22 protein-coding genes and 1 pseudogene are annotated in these 22,211 nt (G+C 59.7%); 17 read left to right on the top strand and 6 right to left on the bottom strand.

The annotated features are described in order from the left end of the window. Window positions 1–387: 387 nt before the first annotated feature. Entirely contained in the window at window positions 388–1,755 is a 1,368-nt protein-coding gene (gene ltrA / locus J3B00_RS12945) for a group II intron reverse transcriptase/maturase (RefSeq protein WP_209864306.1), read from the bottom strand. 585 nt (window positions 1,756–2,340) lie between these two features. On the opposite strand from ltrA, the gene J3B00_RS12940 reads away from it, so the two are divergent. After that, entirely contained in the window at window positions 2,341–2,502 is a 162-nt protein-coding gene (locus J3B00_RS12940) for a DUF2986 domain-containing protein (protein ID WP_209867882.1), read from the top strand. 73 nt (window positions 2,503–2,575) lie between these two features. Continuing rightward, entirely contained in the window at window positions 2,576–2,728 is a 153-nt protein-coding gene (locus J3B00_RS12935; protein ID WP_209867881.1) for a hypothetical protein, read from the top strand. Between the two features lie 11 nt (window positions 2,729–2,739). On the opposite strand, the gene J3B00_RS12930 is transcribed toward J3B00_RS12935, so the two are convergent. After that, the gene (locus tag J3B00_RS12930) at window positions 2,740–2,940 is read right to left on the bottom strand and encodes a DUF1289 domain-containing protein (RefSeq protein ID WP_209867880.1); all 201 of its coding nucleotides are present in this window, start codon (window positions 2,938–2,940) and stop codon (window positions 2,740–2,742) included. Window positions 2,941–3,059: 119 nt separating this feature from the next. Between J3B00_RS12930 and J3B00_RS12925 the strand changes: the two genes are divergently transcribed. The 3 genes from J3B00_RS12925 to J3B00_RS12915 all read left to right on the top strand — a co-directional run bounded on the left by J3B00_RS12925 (window position 3,060) and on the right by J3B00_RS12915 (window position 7,067). Continuing rightward, window positions 3,060–3,581 carry a sigma-70 family RNA polymerase sigma factor gene (locus J3B00_RS12925; protein WP_209867879.1) on the top strand — a complete coding sequence of 174 codons (522 nt, stop codon included), beginning with the start codon at window positions 3,060–3,062 and terminating at the stop codon, window positions 3,579–3,581. Next, on the top strand, window positions 3,578–4,552 hold the full coding sequence (locus J3B00_RS12920) for a FecR family protein (protein WP_209867878.1): 975 nt from the start codon (window positions 3,578–3,580) through the stop codon (window positions 4,550–4,552). Before J3B00_RS12925 ends, J3B00_RS12920 begins: the two co-directional genes overlap by 4 nt. Before the next feature lie 175 nt (window positions 4,553–4,727). Then, the gene (locus J3B00_RS12915) at window positions 4,728–7,067 is read left to right on the top strand and encodes a TonB-dependent receptor (RefSeq protein WP_209874824.1); all 2,340 of its coding nucleotides are present in this window, start codon (window positions 4,728–4,730) and stop codon (window positions 7,065–7,067) included. Window positions 7,068–7,121: 54 nt separating this feature from the next. On the opposite strand, the gene J3B00_RS12910 is transcribed toward J3B00_RS12915, so the two are convergent. After that, window positions 7,122–9,188 carry a PAS domain-containing sensor histidine kinase gene (locus J3B00_RS12910; protein WP_209867877.1) on the bottom strand — a complete coding sequence of 689 codons (2,067 nt, stop codon included), beginning with the start codon at window positions 9,186–9,188 and terminating at the stop codon, window positions 7,122–7,124. Window positions 9,189–9,248: 60 nt separating this feature from the next. Beyond that, complete coding sequence (locus J3B00_RS12905) at window positions 9,249–10,799, bottom strand: PAS domain-containing protein (protein WP_209867876.1); 1,551 nt, start codon at window positions 10,797–10,799, stop codon at window positions 9,249–9,251. 262 nt (window positions 10,800–11,061) lie between these two features. On the opposite strand from J3B00_RS12905, the gene J3B00_RS12900 reads away from it, so the two are divergent. From J3B00_RS12900 to arsH, 6 genes and pseudogenes are all read left to right on the top strand, one after another. Then, the gene (locus tag J3B00_RS12900) at window positions 11,062–11,454 is read left to right on the top strand and encodes a hypothetical protein (RefSeq protein WP_209867875.1); all 393 of its coding nucleotides are present in this window, start codon (window positions 11,062–11,064) and stop codon (window positions 11,452–11,454) included. Between the two features lie 253 nt (window positions 11,455–11,707). After that, window positions 11,708–12,250: an adenylate kinase gene (locus tag J3B00_RS12895; RefSeq protein WP_209867874.1), complete on the top strand. Its 543-nt coding sequence runs from the start codon at window positions 11,708–11,710 to the stop codon at window positions 12,248–12,250. A gap of 129 nt (window positions 12,251–12,379) precedes the next feature. Continuing rightward, entirely contained in the window at window positions 12,380–12,727 is a 348-nt protein-coding gene (locus J3B00_RS12890) for a metalloregulator ArsR/SmtB family transcription factor (protein ID WP_209867873.1), read from the top strand. Window positions 12,728–12,771: 44 nt separating this feature from the next. Then, a pseudogene (locus tag J3B00_RS12885) lies at window positions 12,772–12,918 on the top strand (ArsB/NhaD family transporter); the annotation flags it as partial. 28 nt (window positions 12,919–12,946) lie between these two features. Then, window positions 12,947–13,417: an arsenate reductase ArsC gene (locus tag J3B00_RS12880; protein WP_209867872.1), complete on the top strand. Its 471-nt coding sequence runs from the start codon at window positions 12,947–12,949 to the stop codon at window positions 13,415–13,417. A 12-nt stretch (window positions 13,418–13,429) separates the two neighbouring features. Continuing rightward, entirely contained in the window at window positions 13,430–14,131 is a 702-nt protein-coding gene (gene arsH, locus J3B00_RS12875; protein ID WP_209867871.1) for an arsenical resistance protein ArsH, read from the top strand. A 75-nt stretch (window positions 14,132–14,206) separates the two neighbouring features. Here arsH and J3B00_RS12870 read toward each other — a convergent pair whose 3' ends face one another. Beyond that, window positions 14,207–15,340: an aminotransferase class V-fold PLP-dependent enzyme gene (locus tag J3B00_RS12870; protein ID WP_209867870.1), complete on the bottom strand. Its 1,134-nt coding sequence runs from the start codon at window positions 15,338–15,340 to the stop codon at window positions 14,207–14,209. Window positions 15,341–15,728: 388 nt separating this feature from the next. Here J3B00_RS12870 and J3B00_RS12865 point away from each other — a divergent pair, with 388 nt between their 5' ends. Both J3B00_RS12865 and J3B00_RS12860 read left to right on the top strand, forming a co-directional pair. Next, on the top strand, window positions 15,729–16,328 hold the full coding sequence (locus J3B00_RS12865) for an N-acetyltransferase (protein ID WP_209867869.1): 600 nt from the start codon (window positions 15,729–15,731) through the stop codon (window positions 16,326–16,328). Next, window positions 16,318–16,677 (top strand): cupin domain-containing protein, encoded by a 360-nt coding sequence (locus J3B00_RS12860; RefSeq protein WP_209867868.1) that lies wholly within the window; start codon window positions 16,318–16,320, stop codon window positions 16,675–16,677. The genes J3B00_RS12865 and J3B00_RS12860 overlap by 11 nt, the downstream gene beginning before the upstream one ends. Before the next feature lie 686 nt (window positions 16,678–17,363). On the opposite strand, the gene J3B00_RS12855 is transcribed toward J3B00_RS12860, so the two are convergent. Then, a complete protein-coding gene (locus J3B00_RS12855; RefSeq protein WP_209867867.1) occupies window positions 17,364–18,572 on the bottom strand; it encodes a LysR family transcriptional regulator in 1,209 nt (402 codons plus the stop codon). Between the two features lie 156 nt (window positions 18,573–18,728). On the opposite strand from J3B00_RS12855, the gene galB reads away from it, so the two are divergent. Genes galB through J3B00_RS12835 form a run of 4 tightly spaced genes read left to right on the top strand, consistent with a single transcriptional unit; the run spans window position 18,729 to window position 22,192 of the window. Then, on the top strand, window positions 18,729–19,466 hold the full coding sequence (galB, locus tag J3B00_RS12850) for a 4-oxalmesaconate hydratase (RefSeq protein ID WP_209867866.1): 738 nt from the start codon (window positions 18,729–18,731) through the stop codon (window positions 19,464–19,466). Then, a complete protein-coding gene (locus tag J3B00_RS12845; RefSeq protein WP_209867865.1) occupies window positions 19,463–20,179 on the top strand; it encodes a 4-carboxy-4-hydroxy-2-oxoadipate aldolase/oxaloacetate decarboxylase in 717 nt (238 codons plus the stop codon). Before galB ends, J3B00_RS12845 begins: the two co-directional genes overlap by 4 nt. Window positions 20,180–20,183: 4 nt before the next feature. Then, complete coding sequence (locus J3B00_RS12840) at window positions 20,184–21,272, top strand: 4-oxalomesaconate tautomerase (protein WP_209867864.1); 1,089 nt, start codon at window positions 20,184–20,186, stop codon at window positions 21,270–21,272. Next, entirely contained in the window at window positions 21,269–22,192 is a 924-nt protein-coding gene (locus J3B00_RS12835; RefSeq protein ID WP_209867863.1) for an NAD(P)-dependent oxidoreductase, read from the top strand. Before J3B00_RS12840 ends, J3B00_RS12835 begins: the two co-directional genes overlap by 4 nt. Window positions 22,193–22,211 lie beyond the last annotated feature (19 nt).

Raw genomic sequence — 22,211 nt, 5'->3', positions numbered from 1 at the left:
CGCAGCCCTGCCAGCCACCCCACAAATCCGCTCGTAAACAAACAAAGCGAGAGCGCAGCGATTCGCCTGCCGTTGCAGTGGCTGTTGATCTTGCTCTTGATCTAACAGCGACTTCAGGAGGCCGAGTGGAGGTCTTGGGTAGGGAGGTGGAGGCCATGGATGGCCGGAAAGCGCTGAGGCCCAGGATGGGCCGTACAGCGCGGTCCTCCCGGAGCAAGACCGGAGCGAGGGAACCCCGTAGCGCAGCGTAGGGGCCGGATGCAGGAGCAAGCGGTTTTTGGTTACTTTTTTCCAAGAAAAAATCGGCATAGGGGGCAGCCCTCTAGCCGCGCCCCTGCCACACCACCCGGCATGCGGGTCCGCACCGGGCGGTTCGAGAACTCCAGATCAGATCAGGCGGGGTAACCCCATCCGGTCAAACCAGGCAACCGTCAGTACGCCATGAATCAGGCCGGCACTGTTATGCCATACCCTATGGCTCTGCGCCGCAGTCTGTGCAGCCAACTTGGGGCTGGCGCCCATCTTGCGCACTTCACGATAGATCGTTCTGCCGGTTCTCCATTGCTTGAGCTGGATCGCCCTGAGCCTTCGTCGTATCCACCCGTCCAAACGCCTCCACATCGCGGTGGTTTGCGACAAGCCGAAGTACGCTTTCCAGCCCAGTAGGTAAGGTCTCAACCCCTCAATCACCTGCTCCAGACTTCGACCACCATTACGTTTGGTCAACCCCCGGATCCGTTGTTTGAAGGTCTGTAACGCCTTGGTTGTTGCCCAGCGTCTGATCTTGCCTTGCGCTGACAGCCAGAAGCCGTACCCCAGAAACTTTCGACCAAACGCACTGCCAACCGCGCTTTTGCCTTCGTTCACCCGCAGCCCAAGACGACCGTAAAGGCGTCGGAGCAGTGCCATCACCCGCAAGCCGGCTTTGGGGCTTCGAACGTAAACGTTGGCATCATCCGCATACCTGACGAAGCGATGACCCCGTCGCTCCAGCTCCTTGTCCACCTCATCCAGCACCACGTTCGCCAACAGGGGTGAAAGCGGACCGCCTTGCGGCGTCCCCTGTCGGTCCACCACTATGTCCTGGCCGATCAGCGTCCCGCAGTTCAGGTAGGCACGGATCAGGCGCAGTACGCCACGATCAGTCACCGTCCTGCTCAGCCGGGCGATCAGCAAGTCATGCTGGACGCAGTCGAAAAACTGCTCAAGGTCCACGTCCACCACGATTCCACACCCCGAATGGATGTGTTGCTGCGCGGCCAAAACAGCTTGGTGCGCGTTGCGACCGGGGCGAAAACCATAGCTGTGCTCACTGAAACCAGGATCCAGCAAAGGCTGGAGGACCTGCAGCAGCGCCTGCTGGATGACCCTGTCCGTGACCGTCGGTATACCGAGCTTACGCTCGCCACCGCCCGGCTTTGGGATCAATACCCTACGCACCGGCGCTGGCCGGTATTCACCCGCCAGCAGTTGCCGACGGATCAGCGGCCACGCCGTTTTCAGGTGCTCTACGGTTTCGTCGATCGTGAGACCGTCTACACCTGCAACACCTTTGTTCGAACGCACCCGCTTGAGTGCAAGCAATAGATTTTCTCTGGTCAGGGCTGCTTGCAGCAGCCCTCCATCTGTGGGGTTTGGATCATGTCGCGGACAGCCAGCTTCAACGCTGGAGCCGCGCGCCAGGGATTCACCCCTCTTCGTCGACTCCCGCCCCGAGTTACCAGGCATCTGTTGCACGGCCGGCTGTATCTTCATGTCAAACCACTTTCCTTCTCGTTCGGCCCTTCGCTGTTAAACAGCTACTACGACCTCTGCTGACTTCTCGCTCCGGCTCACACCGTCGTCCTTTCGGACACAAGGCGAGATCTCCCCGGGTAAGAACGCCATCCTTCACCTCACAACCGCCGCATTTACGTATCCGGCCTTTAGGCCACAAGAGCTTCGCAGGCACTTGGCTGCTCGCCCTGACCGAATACGCCTCAGATGCGATTCGTGTACCTCGGCTCAAGGTTTATGCTCCACGCTTCCTCCCCACAGTCGGTCGCCCTTCTGCAGTTGCGCTTCGCTTCGCTCGCTGTGGCCAGCTCGCGGGAGGACTTGCACCTCCAGGATGGCGCCCATGCCGGGCGCACAAGTGACCCGCCGTAAGGGCGGAAGGGGCCCGAAAAGGCACCCCATCAAATGGATAAGCCCCCAATTCCAAAGCCAGCCAACAATCCGCAAAGAACCCTTTTTAGCCTGTAGCACAATTGGAGACCGCCCTGAACACTGGTATCTTTGCGCCTCGGGTGAAGGTTGCTGTTGTTCGCGCCGACTAAACCTTTGCAAGAGGCAAAAAACATGAATCGCCGCAAGAAAATCAATCAGTTGTTAAAAGCTAACGCAAAAAAGGCCAGTGCCAAGTTAGCGCCCAAGAGCAAGCCCAAATACATCAGCAAAGCAGACCGCGAGAAGCTGGCGGCCGAAGCCAGTCAACCAGCAACCGTTGCCGGCGAAGAATGATGCATTGAACGCGAGCCACTGAATGGCTCATACGTCGTGCCCCTACTGCCCCTCCCGCTCGACAAGGACGTCAATGAAACTGCCTCTCCTGCTCTGGCCCCTGCTGGCCACGAGCGCGCTTGCCCATGCCCAAGTGCCTGACTGGGTGGTGGAAGATCGCCCGCCTTACCTGGCGCAACTGGTGACCGAGGGGGTTGTGATGGCCCCGCGAAAGGGCCGCTACTAACACCCATCACCTCAATCGACCGCCTGGCGCTTGGCGTTCTTCTTGACGATAGCCTTCATCCGGGTCGCTGCCCGCTGCACCGTGGCCATCTTTTCGGGGCGCTTCATGCCACGCCATTTGCGGATCTCTTCGCGGCTGCGGCCACAGCTCACGCACAACTCGCTGTTGAGCTGACACAGCGAAACGCAGGGGTTGTCGATGTCTTTGGCCATGGGGCACTCCTTACCGGGCGCAGATCATACCCGCACGCGCATATTGCAGCCACGCCCAGCCTGTATATATGATAAGCATTATCGTTTGCGATATTTACTCATCCGGTGCATCCACCCCCATGCTTCCAACTTCCGACACACGTGTGTGCGACGTGGCCCTGCTCTATCGCCAGCAGCACAGCTGGCTAAAGAACTGGCTACGGCACCGGCTCAATTGCTCGCAAAGCGCCGCGGACCTCGCACAGGACACTTTCATGCGGCTGCTGGCCAAAGAGCAGGTGCCGCAACTGCATGCCCCACGCACGTTTCTGGTAAAGGTTGCACAGAGCGTGCTGTCCAATCACTACCGTCGGCAAAAACTTGAGCGCGCCTACCTCGAGGCGCTCGCGGCGATGCCTGAGCAGGTGGCGCCCAGCCTGGAAACCCAGGCCATACTGCTGGAAACACTGATCGTCCTCGACGCGGCCCTCGACGGCCTCGAGCGCCCGGTGCGCGAGGCCTTCCTGTTGTCGCAGGTAGATGGCCTGGGGCACGGGGAGATTGCCGCGCGGCTTAACGTTTCCATCACCACGGTCAAGCGCTACATCGCCAAGGCGGGAGCGCTGTGCATCATGCTCGACGACAGCCTGGACCTGCCATGAACGGCGCCACCACCCCGCAGATCTCGGCCGAGGTGGCCGAGCAAGCCATGCAATGGCTGCTCGAACTGCAAGAGCACGACGTCAGCGAAGCGACCCTGGCCGCCTGGATGACCTGGCGCCAGGCCCACCCGGCACACGAACACGCCTGGCGACGCGCCGAGGTCTTCGCCCAGCGCATGAGCGAGATGCGCAGCCCCGGCCAGAGCACCCTCGCCCGCGCCGCCCTGCGCCCAACCGCGTCGCGGCGTAGCGCGCTCAAGCAGCTCAGCCTGTTGCTGGCGGCGGGTGCTGGCGCCTGGTACCTGAAAGACACCGCGCTGGTACAAGACTGGAGCGCCGATTACCACAGTAACGTCGGTGAGCAACGACGCCTCGCGCTGGCCGCCGACACCGACCTCCAGCTCAACACGGACAGCGCCATCAACGTGGCCTTCGCGCGTGACAGCCGGCGTATCAAACTGCTTCGTGGCGAGATCCTGATCACCCAGCAGAGCCTGACCGAGGGTCGCTTGCTGACGGTGGACAGCGCCAAGGGTCGACTCGAATCAGCCCTGGCGCAGTTCAGCGTGCGGCAGCTTGCCGGGCTGACCCAGGTGAGCGTTTATCAAGGCACGCTGACGCTCAAACCCTCCCTGTTCGCGCATCAGCCGCTGGCCCTGAAAGCCGGCGAGCAAGTCAGCTTCAACCACCAGCAGATCGTTACCCGGCAAGCTGTGTCGCCCGCGGCACCGGCTTGGAGCCAAGGCATGCTGGTAGCTCAGGGTCAGCGTCTGGCGGAGTTCCTGGAGGAGTTGAGCCGCTATCGCCGCGGCCATCTGGCCTGCGATCCGGCCTTGGCCGACCTGCGCGTTTCGGGCACCTTCCCGCTCGACAACACTGAAAAAATCATCCTGGCCGTTGCCGAGACCCTGCAGCTCGATGTGCAGCACTTCACCCGCTACTGGGTGACGTTGAAGCCGCGCCTGGCCTGACCCTGAAAATAAATAGTCGCTTGGGTGGTCCGATTCGGTTTCTCACGAGACTTAAACCCCAGACACTTAATGCAATGGGGAACAACTCGTGAATTTCACCGCACGCAAACGCCAGGGCTGGCAACTGTCGGTCAAGCACAAACTTGCCGTCGCCGTGGTGCAAGGCATCGCTTGCATGAGCGCGACCGCACCGCTGATGCTGCTGCCAACCTGGGCCACGGCAGCCGAACAGGCGCAGCAGGACTTCGACATCCCAGCCGGCCCGCTGGCACCGGCCCTGACCCGCTTCGGGCAGACCGCGCACATCCTCCTGTCGTATTCCACGCCACTGACCGAAGGGCGCAGCACCGCTGGCTTGCAGGGTCACTTTGACGTCGACCAAGGGTTGGCGATCCTGCTCGCTGGCACCGGCCTTGAGGCCAGCCGCGGCGCCAACGGCAACTACTCGCTGCAGGCCAGCACCAGCACCGCCATGGAGCTCAGTGCGGTGTCTATTTCGGGCAAGGCGCCGGGTTCTACCACCGAGGGCACCGGGCTCTACACCACTTACTCGTCCAGCAGCTCGACGCGCTTGAACCTGACGCCGCAGGAAACCCCGCAGTCGATGACGGTGATGACCCGCCAGCGTCTGGATGACCAGCGCCTGACCAACCTGACCGACGCCCTCGAAGCCACCCCCGGCATCATCGTCATCCGCGATGGCCTCGGCTCAGAGACCGACGCCTATTGGTCGCGTGGCTTCGCCATCCAGAACTACGAGATCGACGGCGTGCCCACCAGCACGCGTCTGGACAACTATTCGCAAAGCATGGCGATGTACGACCGGGTCGAAGTGGTGCGCGGCGCTACCGGCCTGATCAGCGGCATGGGCAACCCGTCGGCGACCATCAACCTGATCCGCAAACGCCCCACCGCCGAAACCCAGGCCAGCATCACCGGCGAGGCCGGCAACTGGGACCGCTATGGCACCGGCTTCGATGTGTCCGGGCCGCTGACCGAATCAGGCAATGTGCGCGGCCGCTTCGTCGCCGACTACAAGACCGAGAAGGCCTGGATCGACCGCTACAACCAGCAGTCGCAGCTGATCTACGGCATCACCGAATTCGACCTCAGCGAAGACACCCTGCTGACCCTGGGCTTCAGCTACCTGCGCAGCGACGTCGACTCGCCGTTGCGTTCCGGCCTGCCTACGCGCTTCAGCACCGGCCAGCGCACCAACCTCAGCCGCTCGCTGAATGCCGCACCGGACTGGTCGTACAACGATCACGAACAAACCAGCTTCTTCACCTCCATCGAGCAACAGTTGGGTAACGGCTGGAGCGGCAAGATCGAGCTGACCCACGCCGAGAACAAGTTCGACGAGGTGTTCAACTTCGCCATGGGCGATCTGAACCCCGACGGCAGCGGCCTGACGCAACTGCCCGTGCGCTTCTCCGGCACCCCGCGCCAGGACAACCTCGACGTGTACGTCACCGGCCCGTTCGGCCTGTTGGGTCGCGAGCACGAGCTGATCACCGGCGTGACCTTGTCGCAGTACCAGGAGAACACGCCAAGCTGGGGCGGCTGGCGTTACGACTACGCGGGCTCACCGGCCGGCACCATCGACAACCTGTTCGACTGGGACGGCAACTCGGCCAAAGCGGCCTTCGCCGAGAGCGGCAAGTCGTCGATTGACGAGGACCAGTATGCGGCCTACCTGACCACCCGTTTCAGCGTCACCGACGACCTCAGCCTGATCCTCGGCAGCCGCGTCATCGACTGGAAGCGCGACACCTCGGATCGTCCGTACGGCGGACAGGAGACCCAGGTCAACCGCAAAGAGAGCGGCGTGTTCATTCCCTATGCCGGGGTGGTCTACGACCTCGACGAGACGTGGTCGGTGTACGCCAGCTACACCAAGATCTTCAACCCGCAGGCGTCGTGGGTCACCGACGAAGCCGACCAGCCGCTCGACCCGATGCAGGGCGTTGGCTACGAGATGGGCATCAAGGGCAGCCACCTCGATGGCAAGCTCAATTCCAGCCTCGCCGTGTTCAAGCTCGAGCAGGACAACCTGGCCATCTGGCAACACGACAACGTCTACAGCGCCGAGCAGGACACCACTTCCAAGGGCATCGAGCTGGAGCTCAACGGCGAGCTCGCCGAAGGCTGGCAGGCCTCGGCCGGCTATGCGTATTCGGTCACGACCGATGCCGACGACCAGCGCATCAATACCAACCTGCCGCGCAACAGCGTCAAGACGTTCACCAGCTACCGTCTGCACGGGCCGCTGGACAAACTCACCGTGGGTGGCGGGGTCAACTGGCAGAGCAAGGTCGGCGCCGACTTGCATACCTTCAGCCAGGGTAGCTATGCGGTCACCAACCTGATGGCCCGCTACGACATCAACCAGCACCTGAGCGCTTCGCTGAACCTCAACAACGTGTTCGATCGCGAGTACTACAGCCAGTCCGGGCTGTACGGCGTCTACGGTGCGCCGCGCAACCTGATGACCAGCTTCAAGTACAGCTTCTGAGGCCCAGCCGGCACGCGCTCCTGAGCTGCGGGCGCGCGTCGGCAACTGGCCGTGTCAGGGCTTGCCCTGGGCCGCAGCGCCTTTGAGTAGCCCGTTGACGTGCATTGCCAGCGCGTCGAGGGCAAACGGTTTGGTCAGCACCGCGGTCGCCGGTTGCAACGGGCCGTGATCGGGCGCCAGTGGCTGCGCATAACCTGTCATGAACAGCACCGCCAGCCCCGGCCTCGACTGCCGGGCGGCCTCTACCATCTGCCGGCCATCCATGCCCCCTGGCAGGCCGATATCAGTCACCAGCAAATCAATACGAATATCCGAGCGCAGCAGTTGCAGGCCGGTCTGGCTGTCTGCCGCCTCGACCACCGCATAGCCCAGACCGCTCAGCGTCTCGCTGACAAACATGCGCACCGACGATTCGTCATCGACCACCAGCACCGTCTCGCCTGAAGCGGTCGGCGCTGGCCGCGCGAGGCTGGGCGACGACCGCCCGGGCTCTTCGGCCACAGCCTCACGGCAAGGCAGCTGCAGGTACACACGTGTGCCCTTGCCAGGCTCGGACTGGATTTTCACCTGGCCACCCGACTGCTTGGCAAAACCATAGATCATCGACAGCCCAAGCCCCGTGCCTGCCCCCACCGGCTTGGTGGTGAAAAACGGCTCGAAGACCTTGGCCACAGTCTCGCTGCTCATGCCCTCGCCGTTGTCTGCTACGCAGATGGTCAGGTAGTTACCCGGGCTCAGCTCAGGGTCCAGGTCGGGGCCAGGTTCCAGCGTGCTGTTGAACGTCGTGATCTGGATGCTGCCACCATTGGGCAAGGCATCACGGGAGTTGATGGCCAGGTTGAGCAGAGCGTTCTCGACCTGGGCGGGGTCGATCAGGCAAGTGCTGGAGCCCGCCGCCAGTTCGACCCGGACCTCGATCGACGGCCCCACCGAGCGCTGAATCAGCTCTTCCATGCCACTGATCAAGGCATTCACATCGGTGTGGACCGGTATCAGTGTCTGCTGCCGGGAAAACGCCAGCAGGCGGTGGGTCAAGGCTGCGGCGCGCTGAGCTGCGCTGTGGGCGACGCCGAGGTAGCGTTCGATGTCGGCAATACGCCCTTGGTTGAGGCGCAGCTTGATCAGGTCCAGGCTACCGGTGATGCCCGCCAGCAAGTTGTTGAAGTCATGCGCGATACCGCCGGTCAACTGACCCACAGCCTCCATTTTCTGCGCCTGGCGCAGCGCGGCCTGGGCCGCTTCGCGCTCGGCGATCGCGTCGCTGATGCGCGCTTCGAGGGTGTGGTTGAATTCCATCAACGCCGCCTCTGCGTTCTTGCGCGCGGTCACATCAATGGAGGAGCCGATCAGCCCGATGACCTCGCCATCATCGTTGAGCAGCGGCGCCTTGAGCGACAGCCAGGTAACCGCCGAGCCATCGGCCATGTTGACCTCTTCCTCGATCTGCTCGGCTTTACCACCGTGCATGATGCGCTGGTCGGTCGCCATTACCTGACGGGCCTGGTCCTTGTCTTCAAGAAATTCAAGGTCAGTCTTGCCTATATAGAACGCTGGCGGTTTGCCGATCAGTTGCGTGGTGCCGTGGTTGGCCACCAGCATTCGCCCTTCGAGGTCCTTGGCATAGACTACCCCCGGCACTGCTGCGGTAAAGGTGCGCAGCAAGGCCGAAACCCGGTCCCGCTCGGCCTCGGCGACCCGGCGGGACTCGATGTCCATCAGCACACCGGGAAAACGTACGGCCTGGCCTGCGCTGTTTAACTCGGCGCGGCCGTTGGCCTCGACCCAGCGGTAGCTGCCGTCGTTCTGGCGCACCCGGTATTCGCAGCGGTAGGCACCGCCCCGCTTCATGGCCTCGGCGATGTCCGCCCCGACCCGCTCACGGTCGTCAGGGTGAATCGACGAAAAGGCCCGCTCCAGGCTGATACCAGCCACGCACTGATCGGCAGGCAGACCGAACGAGCGGGCAAAACGCGCATCGGCCCTGACGCAGTCGTTGGGGATGTCCCACACCCAAGTGCCAATGATGGCCCCGGCGTCCAATGCCAGTTGCAAGCGCTCTGCAGCATCATTGGGGAACGCGTCATCGCTGTTGGAGAGGGACTGCACAGTGTCTTGACTCATCAATGGCCTCAGCATCGTTTGGCAACTGGCACGATTTACGCCGGGCGGGGAAGATACGGCTCACAGCTTGAAACGCACCTTGATGGTACTTTTCTCGACATCGCGATCCACTGAAATTGCCGTGCTGCCGTAGCCGGAGTAGCTTTTCACCAGGCGCATGCCCAGCCCGGTACCACTGGGCTTGGGGTACGACTCAGGGAAGCCATCGCCCTCATCGGTCACGGTGATCAACGCGTGATCCTGGGCATCCTTGACGCTAACGCCAATGGTCCCTTTGCCGTATTTCAGGGCATTGGTGATCAGTTCGGAAATCACCAGGCCAAGCGGTGCCATCCGCTCCGGCGGCAAGATGAACGGGTCGGCCTCAAGCACAATGTTGCGGTCGGCCAGCGCTTTGCCCAGGTCGCCCAGCAAGGCCGCAAGATAATCACTGGCAAGGACTTCCTGGGTCTCGGCATTCTGGTACAGCCGTTCATGCACGCTGGCGATGGTCACCACCCGCCCGGCTGCTGTCTGTAACTGCAACTTGACGGCCTCGTCCGCCGCCAGGTTGGCCTGAAGCAACAGCAAGGTGTTGACCAGGTGCAGGCTGTTCTTGACCCGGTGATGGATCTCTTCAAGGTAAAAATCGCTTTCGCTGAGCTTGGTGTGCTGCGCATCAATCAGCGACAGCAACTGCGCTTCGTGATGATGCCGCTCGGTGATATCCCGGGAAACAGCGATGATCTTGTCGACATCACCGCCGGTGCCGAAGATCGGCGCCACGGTAACGTCCCACCACTTCGGTTCGCCCTGCGCGGTCGGGCAAAACGCCTCGAAGCGCGTTGACTCCCCGCACGCGACCGTCTCGATCGCGCCCTTGACCACCGCTTTGGACTCTTCCGGCCAGAGCCGTGCCCACTCCTGCCCTTGAATATGGCCAAGCTCACCGAGCTGCATGAGGCACATGCCGGCGTCGTTCATGAATTCTATTTCGCCGTCTGCCGACAGGATCTTCACGCAGTCCGGGCTGGCGTTGAGCACGCTTTCCGAATAGGGGCTGGGGCGATTCGCTTCAGCCCCGGCAGCCATCCGCTCGACGGCCATGGAAATGACGTTGGCGATGCCCTCCATGAACACCAGGTCGCTTTCCATGAAGTCATCGCCATCGCCACTGTCTGCCTCAAGCACGCCGAAGGGCACGGAAGCCCCGCGAATAGGCACGTTGATAGCCCGCTCGATGCCGTATTTCTTGAGCAGCGAGGGGGTTCTGAAGCGATGCTCCTGGCCCAGATGATTGGAAATGACCGGCCGGTAGGTGGCAATCGCGTAGCCCGCCGGGCTGGCCTCGTCTCCCCCTACCCTTGCACTGCCAATATCAGCGTCATCCCAGCCCACGCCGTGGGACAGGATGAACTCATCGCGGTCTTCGAGCGGGGTCAATACCTTGGCAAAGCGGGTTTGCATACCTTTGGCGACGACTGCACACGCGTGGGTAAGTAACTCGTCGAGATCAGAGAGTGTGAGCGAAGCGACGCCGAATTCGACCACCAGCTCATGCTGTTTTCGAAGCCTGGCATGCGACTTCTGCAGTGCTGCGCGGATCGTTTCGTCTGGGGGTATGTGTTGCATGGGATGTCCCGGCCTAAACCCTGTTTCGGGAGGTTAGCCATATTAGCCGGGGAGCACCGCAAAGAGCCACTAGGACAATGGAATGCGCCTACACCTCACGTCGCTTGACGATATGGCGCTTTAGGGCGGTTAGCTATTTGTGCGGGTGTTACTAGAACTTTTTTCTATTTACCGGTCTATGTGGATAGGCACACAGGGGCCTCAATCACGCCCTGGTTTTCACGTAACCGTGTTCTATCGTCTAGCAGAGGATGTCTTCGCCATGAACTTCACTGTCCAACGCAAGCTGCTGCTTGGCCTGTTCGCGTTTGCGGCAATGGGCTCGGCATCAGCCACGCCGATGCAGGCTCCAGCGCCGGCCGTCGCTTCGCAGTTCGCTGCCACCGCGGCGCCAGTGGAGGCTGCCGCCAATCCTTGGCCGACTGTGCTGAGCGTGGCCGACAGCCAGCCTGAGACGTTGCTGGCCCATGACGACCGCGATGACCGCCATTGGCACGACCGCAGGGGCGACTGGCGCCGCGACCAGTGGCGCAAGGAGCAATGGCGCCGGGAGCAGCACCGTCGCGAAATGGAGCGCCGGCATGACTGGGAGCGCCGTCATGACCGGGCCATGCGCCACCGCTATGAGGCTGATCATCGTTACTACCGCCGTTGATCGCGAGGTTGGGCAGGGCCGTGGCGCTCTGGCTTGAGTACGTTGGGGCTGCTTTGCAGCCCATTCGCGACACAAGGCCGCTCCCACAAGGGGGACGGCATCGTTCCAGGGCCTGCGCTCACCACTCTTGAGGCATGCGATATCACTGTGGGAGCGGCCTTGCCGGGGGGATTGTTGATCAGCCAATGTCCTTCCTGACGGGTTTCAGGTACCGTGCCGACCTTGAAACCAAAGCATCTCCATGGAGGAACCCTTGCGCATCTACATCACAGGCGCTTCATGCGCAGGCGTCACCACACTGGGGCAAACCCTCTCCCCTCTGCTGGGGTTACGACACGTTGATGTCGATGACTTTTTCTGGATGCCGACCAACCCTCCGTTTACCACAAAGCGGCCAGTCGAAGAGCGCGTCTTGCTGATCCAGCAAGCGTTGGGTGAAAACGACTGGGTACTGACCGGTTCTGCTGAAGGATGGGGAGGGGCGCTGCTAAGCAGCGCCGACGTGATTGTGTTCGTCACCACAGCAACGCCCGTTCGCCTCCAGCGCCTGGCCGCGCGTGAGAGGACCCGCTTCGGCGATCGAATCGCGCCGGGCGGTGACATGCATGAGATCCATGTGGCGTTTCGAGCCTGGGCTGCGCAGTATGACGACCCGACGTTTAACGGCCGCAACCGAGCGTGGCACGAGGCGTGGCTGGCACAGCAGGCAGTTCCGGTTGTGAAAGTGGATGGGGCGAGCAGTACGAAAACAATCGCTGAGCAGGTGATCGCCGGGGTGGCGCTGCTAGCGCAGTAGCTCTGCGCTGAACACCCGTCAGAAGCAGAGTGGCCGCAATCGCTCCATAGCAGACGTTCAGCCCAGAACTGCTTGCGCATAACATATGGAAATACGTATATTCAGATCTCCATATGTATTGGTGCTGTCATGATCACCCCTCCTGATGTCTTCAAGAGCTTGTCCGACGAGACCCGTGCTCGCGCCACCCTGCTGATCGCCAGTCTGGGAGAGCTCTGCGTCTGCGAACTGATGTGCGCTTTGAACGACAGCCAACCCAAGATCAGCCGCCACCTCGCGCAGCTGCGCAGCAATGGCATGCTGTTGGATCGCCGCCAGGGACAATGGGTGTATTACCGTCTAAACCCGGAGTTGCCCGCCTGGGTGCATGAAATCTTGCAGGTGACCCTGCAGGCCAACTCGCAATGGCTGGCAGACAACTCTCTCCGGCTGAAGAACATGGACGGCCGCCCCGTTCGAGACTCCGCCTGCTGCTGATCTTCACCACGCGAGATTTTCATGCTTGTCGCCGTTGCTGTCGCAGTCTCGCCACGCTGCTCTGGCTGCATGTGCTGGAACGCAAAGGCATGTACATCACCTGGGGTTACTACTTCAGGGTCGGCATCCTGCTGACGCTGCCTGTACTGCTGATCACTCTTTCGGCTTTGGCATTGCGCCTGAGCCTCTGACGTCCGCCCCGAAGCGGAGGAGCCCTCCATGCGAGTCCTGTTCATGTGCACGGCCAACAGCTGCCGCAGCATTCTCTCCGAGGCCATGTTTAATCACCTGGCGCCTCACGGCTTTGAAGCAATCAGTTCTGGCAGTTTCCCGAAAGGCCAAGTGCTGCCTCGCAGTCTGACCACCCTGCAACATGCCCATATCTCAACTGAGGGGCTGAGCAGCAAGGGCAACGATGCGTTCGAAGGCAACCCGCCGGACATCGTCATCACCGTTTGCGACAAGGCTGCCGGCGAAGCCTGCCCAGCATATTTCGGCCCTGCGCTGAAGTCGCACTGGAGGCTGGAGGATCCGTCCGACATCACAGGTGACGAGGCGTCCGTAGACGCTGCGTTCCGAGCCACGCTGGCCCGTATCGAGTCTCGCTGCCAGGCCTTCTTCGCACTGCCTTTCAATAACCTTGACCGCAATCAGCTCAAGCATGAGCTGGATCGCATCGGCACCCTTTAAGCAGGAGGAAAAATGTCCGAGCAACTGCCTAACCTCGACCTCGCGCTGTTCGATACGCCGCCAGCCGCGACGCATTCCAGCACGCACAAACCCCGCATCCTGTTGCTGTATGGATCCACCCGCGAACGTTCCTTCAGTCGTTTGCTGGTGGAAGAAGCCGCACGCCTGTTGGAGCACTTCGGTGCCGAGACGCGCATCTTCAATCCATCGGGCCTGCCGCTGCCCGACGATGTACCTGTTGAGCACCCCAGGGTGCAGGAACTCCGTGACCTGGTGCAGTGGTCCGAAGGCCAGGTCTGGTGCTCGCCAGAACGCCACGGTGCGATGTCAGCGGTGTTCAAGGCGCAGATCGACTGGATCCCCCTGGCACTGGGCGCGGTTCGCCCCACTCAAGGCAAGACCCTTGCGGTCATGCAGGTGTGTGGCGGCTCGCAATCGTTCAATGTGGTGAACCACCTGCGCGTACTGGGCCGCTGGATGAGGATGTTCACCATCCCGAACCAGTCCTCGGTACCCAAGGCCTACCTGGAGTTCGACGACGCTGGGCGTATGAAACCTTCCCCGTACTACGATCGCGTGGTGGATGTCATGGAGGAGCTGGTGAAGTTCACCGTCTTGCTGCGCGACCGCCAGGAATTCCTGGTGGATCGTTATTCGGAGCGTAAGGAAAACGCCGAGCAACTATCTGCCCGTGTGAATCAGCGCTCGATCTGAGAGCAATTCCTGCAGGGCCGCCAGCAGGGATAGTTCAACCGCAGCGGCCCTATCCTTCACCAGGAGGTTGATGACTCAGTTCGCCATCACTTCGTCCAGTGTCTGCTCGAGAGTGCTGACCGTGCGCTCGATGTTGTGCAGTTTTTCGAGCCCGAACAGACCGATACGGAAGGTCTGGAAGTCGGCCGGCTCGTCGCACTGCAACGGCACGCCGGCGGCTATTTGCAGGCCGTGATCGGCAAATTTCTTCCCGCTCTTGATCTCGGCATCATCGGTGTAGCTCACCACGACGCCCGGGGCCTGAAAGCCAGCTGCGGCCACGCTCTTGAACCCTTTGCCGGTCAACATGGCGCGCACCCGATCACCCAGCGCCTGTTGTTCGCCGCGGACCTTGTCGAAACCGTAGGCTTGCACCTCGTTCATCACGTCGTTGAATCGCGCGAGCGAATCGCTGGGCATGGTCGCATGGTAGGCATGTCCGCCCTGCTCGTACGCTTGCATGATCTGCAGCCACTTTTTCAGGTCGCAGGCAAAACTGCTGCTCTGCGTGTGCTCGATGCGCTCAAGGGCCAGCGCGCTGAGCATCACCAGGGCACAGCATGGGGAGGCGCTCCAGCCTTTCTGCGGTGCGCTGATCAGCAGGTCGACTGCGCACTTTTGCATATCAACCCAAAGCGTGCCGGAGGCGATGCAGTCCAGCACGAACAGGCCACCTACCGCATGCACGGCGTCGCCGACGGCCCGCAGGTACTCGTCGGGCAGGATAATCCCCGATGAAGTTTCAACGTGGGGGGCGAAGACAATCTGAGGCTTGTGCGCCTGAATGGCCGCCAGCACCTCCTCCAGAGGCGGGGGCGCGTAGGCAGCCTGGCGCCCCGTGTCGACCGGCCGGGCTTTCAGCACCGTGGTGGCCGCCGGGATGTTGCCCGCATCCAGGATCTGGCTCCAGCGATAACTGAACCAGCCGTTGCGTATCACCAGGCATTGCTGGCCGGTGGCGAACTGTCGCGCTACCGATTCCATGCCGAATGTACCGCTGCCCGGCACAACCGCAACCGCGTGGGCGCCATAGACCTGTTTCAGGGTCCTGGAAATGTTCTTCATCACGCCTTGAAATGTCTGTGACATGTGATTGAGCGAGCGGTCGGTGTAGACCACCGAGTACTCGACCAGTCCCTCAGGATCAATACTGGGATAGAGCGTCGACATGGGGTGACTCCTTTGGCAGAGATGTCAGTGGTATCGACCCTGCCCTAAGCTTTGGCAAATGACAAGATCACTCGGGCTACGCTGTCGCGAGGAGAACAAAGCCCGTTAATGCGGCGCGTATCCTGTAGGAGCGGGCTTGCCCCGCGAACACGGGCGTAGCCCGTGCCAGAAGCCCCCTTCTCCAGAACCTGCCTGTTAGCGGTCAAGTCCGCTCACACAAGATTACTGCTCAGTTCAGCAGCAGCTATCGGGTCGGGTTAACGTCGCACGCCGTGCCGAAGGTGTTCGCCCAGAGCATGATGGGAACCGTTCAACCCGCCTACCCTGCCACCCTGTCAAAGGCGTAATCCTTGAAAACTAACCACCCGATCCCAAGGGAGCACAGTACATGCCTGTCGACTTCAGACCCGCTCAAGCCTCGGACGCGCACGCTATTGCGCGCTTCTTTCAACTGACATCGGAGGGCATGGCCGATTACATATGGAGCAAACTTGCCGCACCTGGCGAGGCATTGCTCAGTGTCGGTGCCTCTCGCTATGCCAGGGAACATGGCGACTTTTCCTACAAGAACTGCCTGATGGCCACTTTCGAAGGCCACGTCATCGGCATGATGCATAGCTATGCCTTGCGCGAGCCCGCTGACGGGCGTGTCGAGACAGACCCGGTCCTCGCGCCTTATTCCGACATGGAAATACCCGACACCTTGTACATATCCAGCCTGGCGCTGGATGAGGCCTGGCGCAGCCAGGGGTTGGGCGTCCAGTTTCTTCGCCACGCCCAGCAGCGCGCTGAGGACTCTGGCCTGGATGGGCTATGCCTGATCGATTATGCAGAAAACCACGGTGCACGCCGCTTCTATGAACGTCACGGTTTTGAAATTGTTAAAACCTGCCAGATCGTTCCGCACCCGATGCTGGGCGTAACCGGTGAAGCCTATTTGATGTATCGCCCTACCCACAACGTGCTCGAGAAAAACCATGAACAATAAACTGACCGTGTTCCGCGAACTGGATATCCAACCGGTGCGCGACCTTCCCTTTTTTGAAGAGGTCGTGGAAGGCACCCCTCGTACGCTGACTTCCAAGTACTATCACGATGAACAGCGAGGTCGCATTTCCGGAGAATGGGAAGCCAGCACCGGAGCGTGGCGCATCGACTACAAAGTTTGGGAGTTCTGCCATGTCCTGAGTGGATGCTGCGTCATCGAGCTTGAGGGTTGCGCTCCCATCACACTGGCCGCTGGCGACACGTTCATTATCGAACCGGGCGCCAAGGGTAAATGGACCGTGCTGGAAAACATGAAAAAGAACTTCGTGATCCTCTTGCCCGCGAGCTAGGCACCGGGTCGCGTTTCGTCGAGCGCAGCGCAAGTACAGTTTGCATGCTTGCCTGCTGGCGGCGCTCGAATGTTCTTCGGCAGGCCACAACAGCCCTCTCCCTCATGGCTGCACTGTCACGCATACAACTGAGATTTTGTGGGAACACTGTCTTGTTGAAAATCTCAGAGTTTGCGCGATCACTTTGGGAGCAGGCGTGCCCGCGAACACGGGCGAAGCCCGTGCCATCCTCCGCGTTGCCTGCTTCGCGGATAAAGCCGTTCCCACAGAGTTCGCGCCGGCTTCGGAAAATGAGCAAGAAGAGTACTTTGGCAATGGCAGCTATGGGTCGAATGCAGGCAGTTGTGAATGGCTGCTTTCGACCCATAGCTGCCGATGATCTTTGTAGGTGATCGCCCAACCATTCGGGCTACGCTGTCGCGAGGAGAACAAAGCCCCTAAATGCGGCGCGTATCCTGTAGGAGCGGGCTTGCCCCGCGAACACGGGCTTAGCCCGTGCCAGAAGACTCCTTCTCCAGAGCCGGTCTGTTAGCGGGTCAAGTCCACTCACACAAGATTACTGCTCAGCTCAGCGGCAGCTTTGGGTCGAAAGCTGCCTCTCAAGATTGCCGCAAGTGCGCTAATGCTTGCTTTAATGCAAGTTTCCCCTATTTGAGATCTGGGCACCGATAGGAATATCGCAGCCTCTATCCTGCATTCATTTCTGAAACCACTTGCCGGATCATTTCCATGAGGGCGTGCGCCGCCGGGGATTGGAGTGCGGCAGCCCGATAAGTAAGACCTATGGGCCTTGATGTGTGTTTCAAAACCAAAGGCACAGGAACGAGATCTTTGCTGTTGATCTCATACTGAAGTTGATGGGCAGAAACGGCTGCGAGCATGTCAGAGCTCAACAGCACTCCCCGAAGTATCGCAAGGTCACCTGTTTCCACCACGGGCGGCGGCGAGCTTATACCTATGTGTACAAAAAATGCTGAAAGCAGATCACGTGCCGGTGAGCCAGATCTTGGGAGTACCCATTTTGCAGAAGCGAGCATTTCCGGCGTAACTGGCCGGCCTGCCCATGGGTGACCACGACGCATCAAGATCACCAGATTTTCCCGCATCAGTTCTTCGCCTCGTAAGTCAGAACCATAGGAAGATGAGCGTAAAGCACCTAAGACGAAATCCACATCGCCTGACCGTAATTCGCTAGCCAATAGATCAAACGGGCTCTCGTTCGTCACAATGGAAAGTCCGGGATGGCGACCGGTGAGGCGCACAATAGCTTGTGGAAGAATATGAGTCCGCCCCAATGGCAGTGCACCAACATGCACAGTGCCTCTCACAATGCCATCCAAGAAAGTGATATCTGCGTCCAAATGACGTAGTTCATTCAACGCACGTCGGGCGTGAAGCAGAACTACGGACGCCATCCTGGTTGGCAGCAGACCTTGAGGCGTGCGCTCGAAAAGACTAACGCCACAGCCTTGCTCTAAAATCTTTATCGCAGCGCTTATTGCCGGTTGAGAAATACCGAGCGTCATGGCTGCGGTTTGCATGTTTTGGGTTTCGCAAAGCCGAGCAAATATCTCAAGACGCCGATTCTGGAACAAATAAAGCGGTTCCCCCGACCCTTCCTTCGTCCTACCGAGAACCTGCGGGACATAAAGCAGTTCGGCCACCGCGCGTTTGGCCCGAGGGAGAATTGAAGCGCCTTGCCGAGTCAGTCGCATTCCACTCGCATTGCGCTCAAATATAGGTACGCCCAAAGACGACTCAAGCGAAATGATTGATCGAGTAACAGCAGATTGAGCGCGGAACAAGGCCGCAGCTGCTTTAGAGATGCTCCCGGTCTCAACCACGTACAAGAATGCTCGGATCTGCATCAGGCTAGGAGAAACAGGGGGTGTCATGAGTTCGCACTCTCATCGCTCGTCGGGATCTCGTAGAATGACGCGGCCATCCCAATAAGTAAAATGCATACCTAGAGAGGAGGAAGGCATTATCTGCTTAAGGTACACGTATGCGACGGTATGTCCCATCGATCCCCATGATGAGATGAGCCTCAAATGAACACCTCACAACAAAAAACAGCCTTGATCGTCAGTGCACATTCCGCCGATTTTGTTTGGCGCGCAGGTGGCGCCATCGCCCTTCATGCCCAACAGGGATATGCCGTACACATCGTTTGCCTGTCCTACGGCGAACGCGGTGAGTCTGCCAAATTGTGGCGTAAGGGTGAGATGACTGAAGAGAAGGTGAAAGCGGCTCGTCGTGAGGAAGCTCAAGCTGCCGCTGACATCCTGGGCGCCAGCGTCGAGTTTTTCGATATTGGTGACTATCCGATGCGCGCAGACAAGGAAACCCTGTTTCGCCTCGCCGACGTCTTTCGACGAGTTCAGCCGGAGTTTGTACTGAGCCATTCAATTAAGGACCCGTACAACTACGACCACCCACTCGCAATGAACCTCACACAGGAAGCCCGCATCATCGCTCAGGCTGAAGGCTACAAGCCTGGCGAAAAGATCGTCGGCGCTCCCCCTGTCTATAGCTTTGAGCCACACCAGCCTGAGCAGTGTGAGTGGAGACCTGACGTGCTGCTGGACATCACTGAGGTGTGGGACAAGAAGTACGCGGCGATTCAGTGCATGGCAGGTCAGGAACACCTCTGGGAGTACTACACTCGCGTAGCTCTTCAACGCGGTGTGCAAGCCAAGCGCAACGTCGGTATCGCCTCTTCGCGAAACATTGTCTACGCAGAGGGCTATGAAAGCCTCTTCCCTCGCGTTACGGAGAACCTGGGATGAGCAGCCTCATTGGAAAGACAGGAATTGTGATACGCAATATCTCCCGAGCTGACGCTGGCCTAATAGACGCGCTTAACGAGTTCGGCGTCGCAACCGTACATGAGGCCCAAGGCCGGAAGGGGCTGCTCGATAACGCGATCCGTCCCATTCAACAGAATCAGGGCATTAGTGGTTCCGCAGTGACGGCACTGGTTGCCCCCGGCGACAACTGGATGTTTCACGTCGCGGTAGAACAGTGTCAGCCGGGAGATATCTTGGTCGTGGGGACATCCTCCCCATGCACTGATGGCTACTTCGGTGATCTGCTCGCAACCTCCTTACAAGCTCGGGGAGTGAGAGGTCTGGTGATTGATGCTGGCGTACGGGATACACGAACGCTCAGGGAAATGGGTTTCAAGGTCTGGTCACGTGCCGTGCATGCCCAAGGAACGGTGAAAGAGACGATTGGCTCGGTGAATACTCCGATAGTCTGCGCTGGCCAGTTAGTTGAGCCTGGAGACGTAGTGGTTGCAGATGATGACGGTGTTGTGATCGTCAGACGTCAGGACATTAGGGAAGTGGTCGATACCAGCCTCAAACGTGCTGAGCTGGAGGAGCAAAAGCGATTGCGTCTCGCCGCAGGTGAATTAGGCCTCGATATTTACAACATGCGCCAAAAGCTGGCTGATCGCGGATTGGTCTACTACGACTCGCTCAGCGATCTGGATGGGTGACGCCATGAGCCAGACTCGAATTCCTTGTCTGTTGGTTCGCGGCGGCACCTCTAAAGGCGCGTTTTTCCTCGCTAGCGAGTTGCCCCCCGAAGGTGAGGCGCGAGACCGGGTATTACTTGCTGCCATGGGCTCTCCTGATTCACGCCAGATTGATGGCATCGGTGGCGCGAACTCGCTCACTAGCAAGGTGGCGATTATCAGCCCTTCTAATCGTCCCGACGCTGATGTGGACTACTTGTTCGCCCAGGTTTCAGTTGAAGAAGCCAAGGTAGATTACGGCCAAAACTGCGGAAATATCCTGGCAGGTGTAGGCCCGTTCGCCATCGAGCGGGGCTTGATAACAGCACATGATTCGATCACGCCCGTACGCATCTTCATGGCTAATACGGGCCAAACCGCAATCGCTCAAGTCCAGACGGTTGACGGTCGAGTTGAATATGACGGAGAGGCTAGAATCGATGGTGTTCCGGGTACCAGTGCTCCTCTGATCGTCGAATTCCAGGACATCGCCGGTTCCAGCTGTGGGGCTCTGCTTCCGACAGGAAACGCAGTTGACCAAGTCGATGGTATAGAGGTGACATGCATTGATAACGGCATGCCCGTAGTCCTGGTAAGGGCAGCCGATCTCGGCCGCACAGGATACGAAAGCCCTGAGGAACTAGACGCTGATACCGAGCTTAAATCGAAGCTTGAGTCCATCAGACTACAAGCCGGGAAGCTGATGAATCTCGGTGACGTTAGCAGCCGAACCGTACCCAAGATGTCTTTGATCGCGGCTGCGCGTGATGGCGGCGCGATCAGCAGCCGCACATTCATTCCCCACCGCTGCCACACATCCATCGGTGTATTCGGCGCGGTCAGTGTCGCAACAGCTTGTCGCCTTGAGGGCACGGTTGCTTCAAGCGTCGCTAGCGTCGAGCCCGATGATCACGTGAGAATATCCGTAGAACATCCAACTGGAGAATTCTCCGTTGAGCTTCGCATGCGAGAAGACAAGATCGCAGGCTGTGGACTACTGCGTACGGCTCGATTGCTCTTTGACGGACATGTGCTAATTCCTGCCTCAATCTGGCCATCGGTAACTACAAAATGATCAAAACCCTTACCTTGATCGGCTTCGGTGAAGCTGGTGGCATCCTAGGGCAAGACCTTGCTGCCGCTGGCATAGAAGTTTTCACCTATGATCGATTGCACGATGACCCGAAAAAACGACCAGCCCTACTAGACAAAGGGCAACGCTGCGGCGTGACCGTCTGCGATAGCGCTGCCCTTGCCCTATCGCGCGGGGAGTGGGTCATTTCTGCCGTGACCGCCGACAGTGCCCTGAGGGTCGCACAGGATGCGGCTCCACTGATGCTGAAGGGGCAGTTGTTCATAGATATAAACTCCATTGCACCTGCAACCAAGCAGTTGGCAGAAGCCGTTATGACCCAATACGGAATTGATTACGTCGATGCCGCCGTCGTGGCGCCCGTTCCTCCGCAACGACTCCTCACACCCATACTGCTGGGCGGCACACGGTCCGATGAGGTCTGCTCTCAACTGAACGCTCTTGGCATGAACACCCGCGTGGTCGCCAACACCATTGGCGTGGCGTCAGCAATCAAGATGTGTCGAAGCATCATGATTAAGGGCTTAGAGGCTCTTACGACGGAATGCTTAAGTGCTGCTCGCCAGTACGATGCGGAGGATGAAGTTCTCACATCGCTGCACAAAAGCTTTCCAAGTATGGGATGGAACAGTGATCTCCCTCACTACCTGATCAGTCGTGTGGCAGAGCACGGGCTACGCCGATCAGAGGAGATGAAAGAGGTTGCAAAGACAGTCAGCGATGTAGGTGTTGCCGCTTACATGAGTAGAGCGATAGTGAGCACACAGCGAGGGCTTATAGACTCAATGGCTGAAGCGGACATCGAATATTTGACGCTGGAACCCTTCAGTTGGAGTGCATTGTTCGACACCCTCTATGGCAGCTCAGCCGCCCAGCAAAGTGAAGCCCTCGAAAAAGGGTAAGATCAGGTCTTTGAGTTGA

The organism is Pseudomonas sp. BP8, from assembly GCF_017875955.1.
Lineage (GTDB): Bacteria > Pseudomonadota > Gammaproteobacteria > Pseudomonadales > Pseudomonadaceae > Aquipseudomonas.
This window is presented reverse-complemented; position numbering and strand designations above follow the sequence as displayed.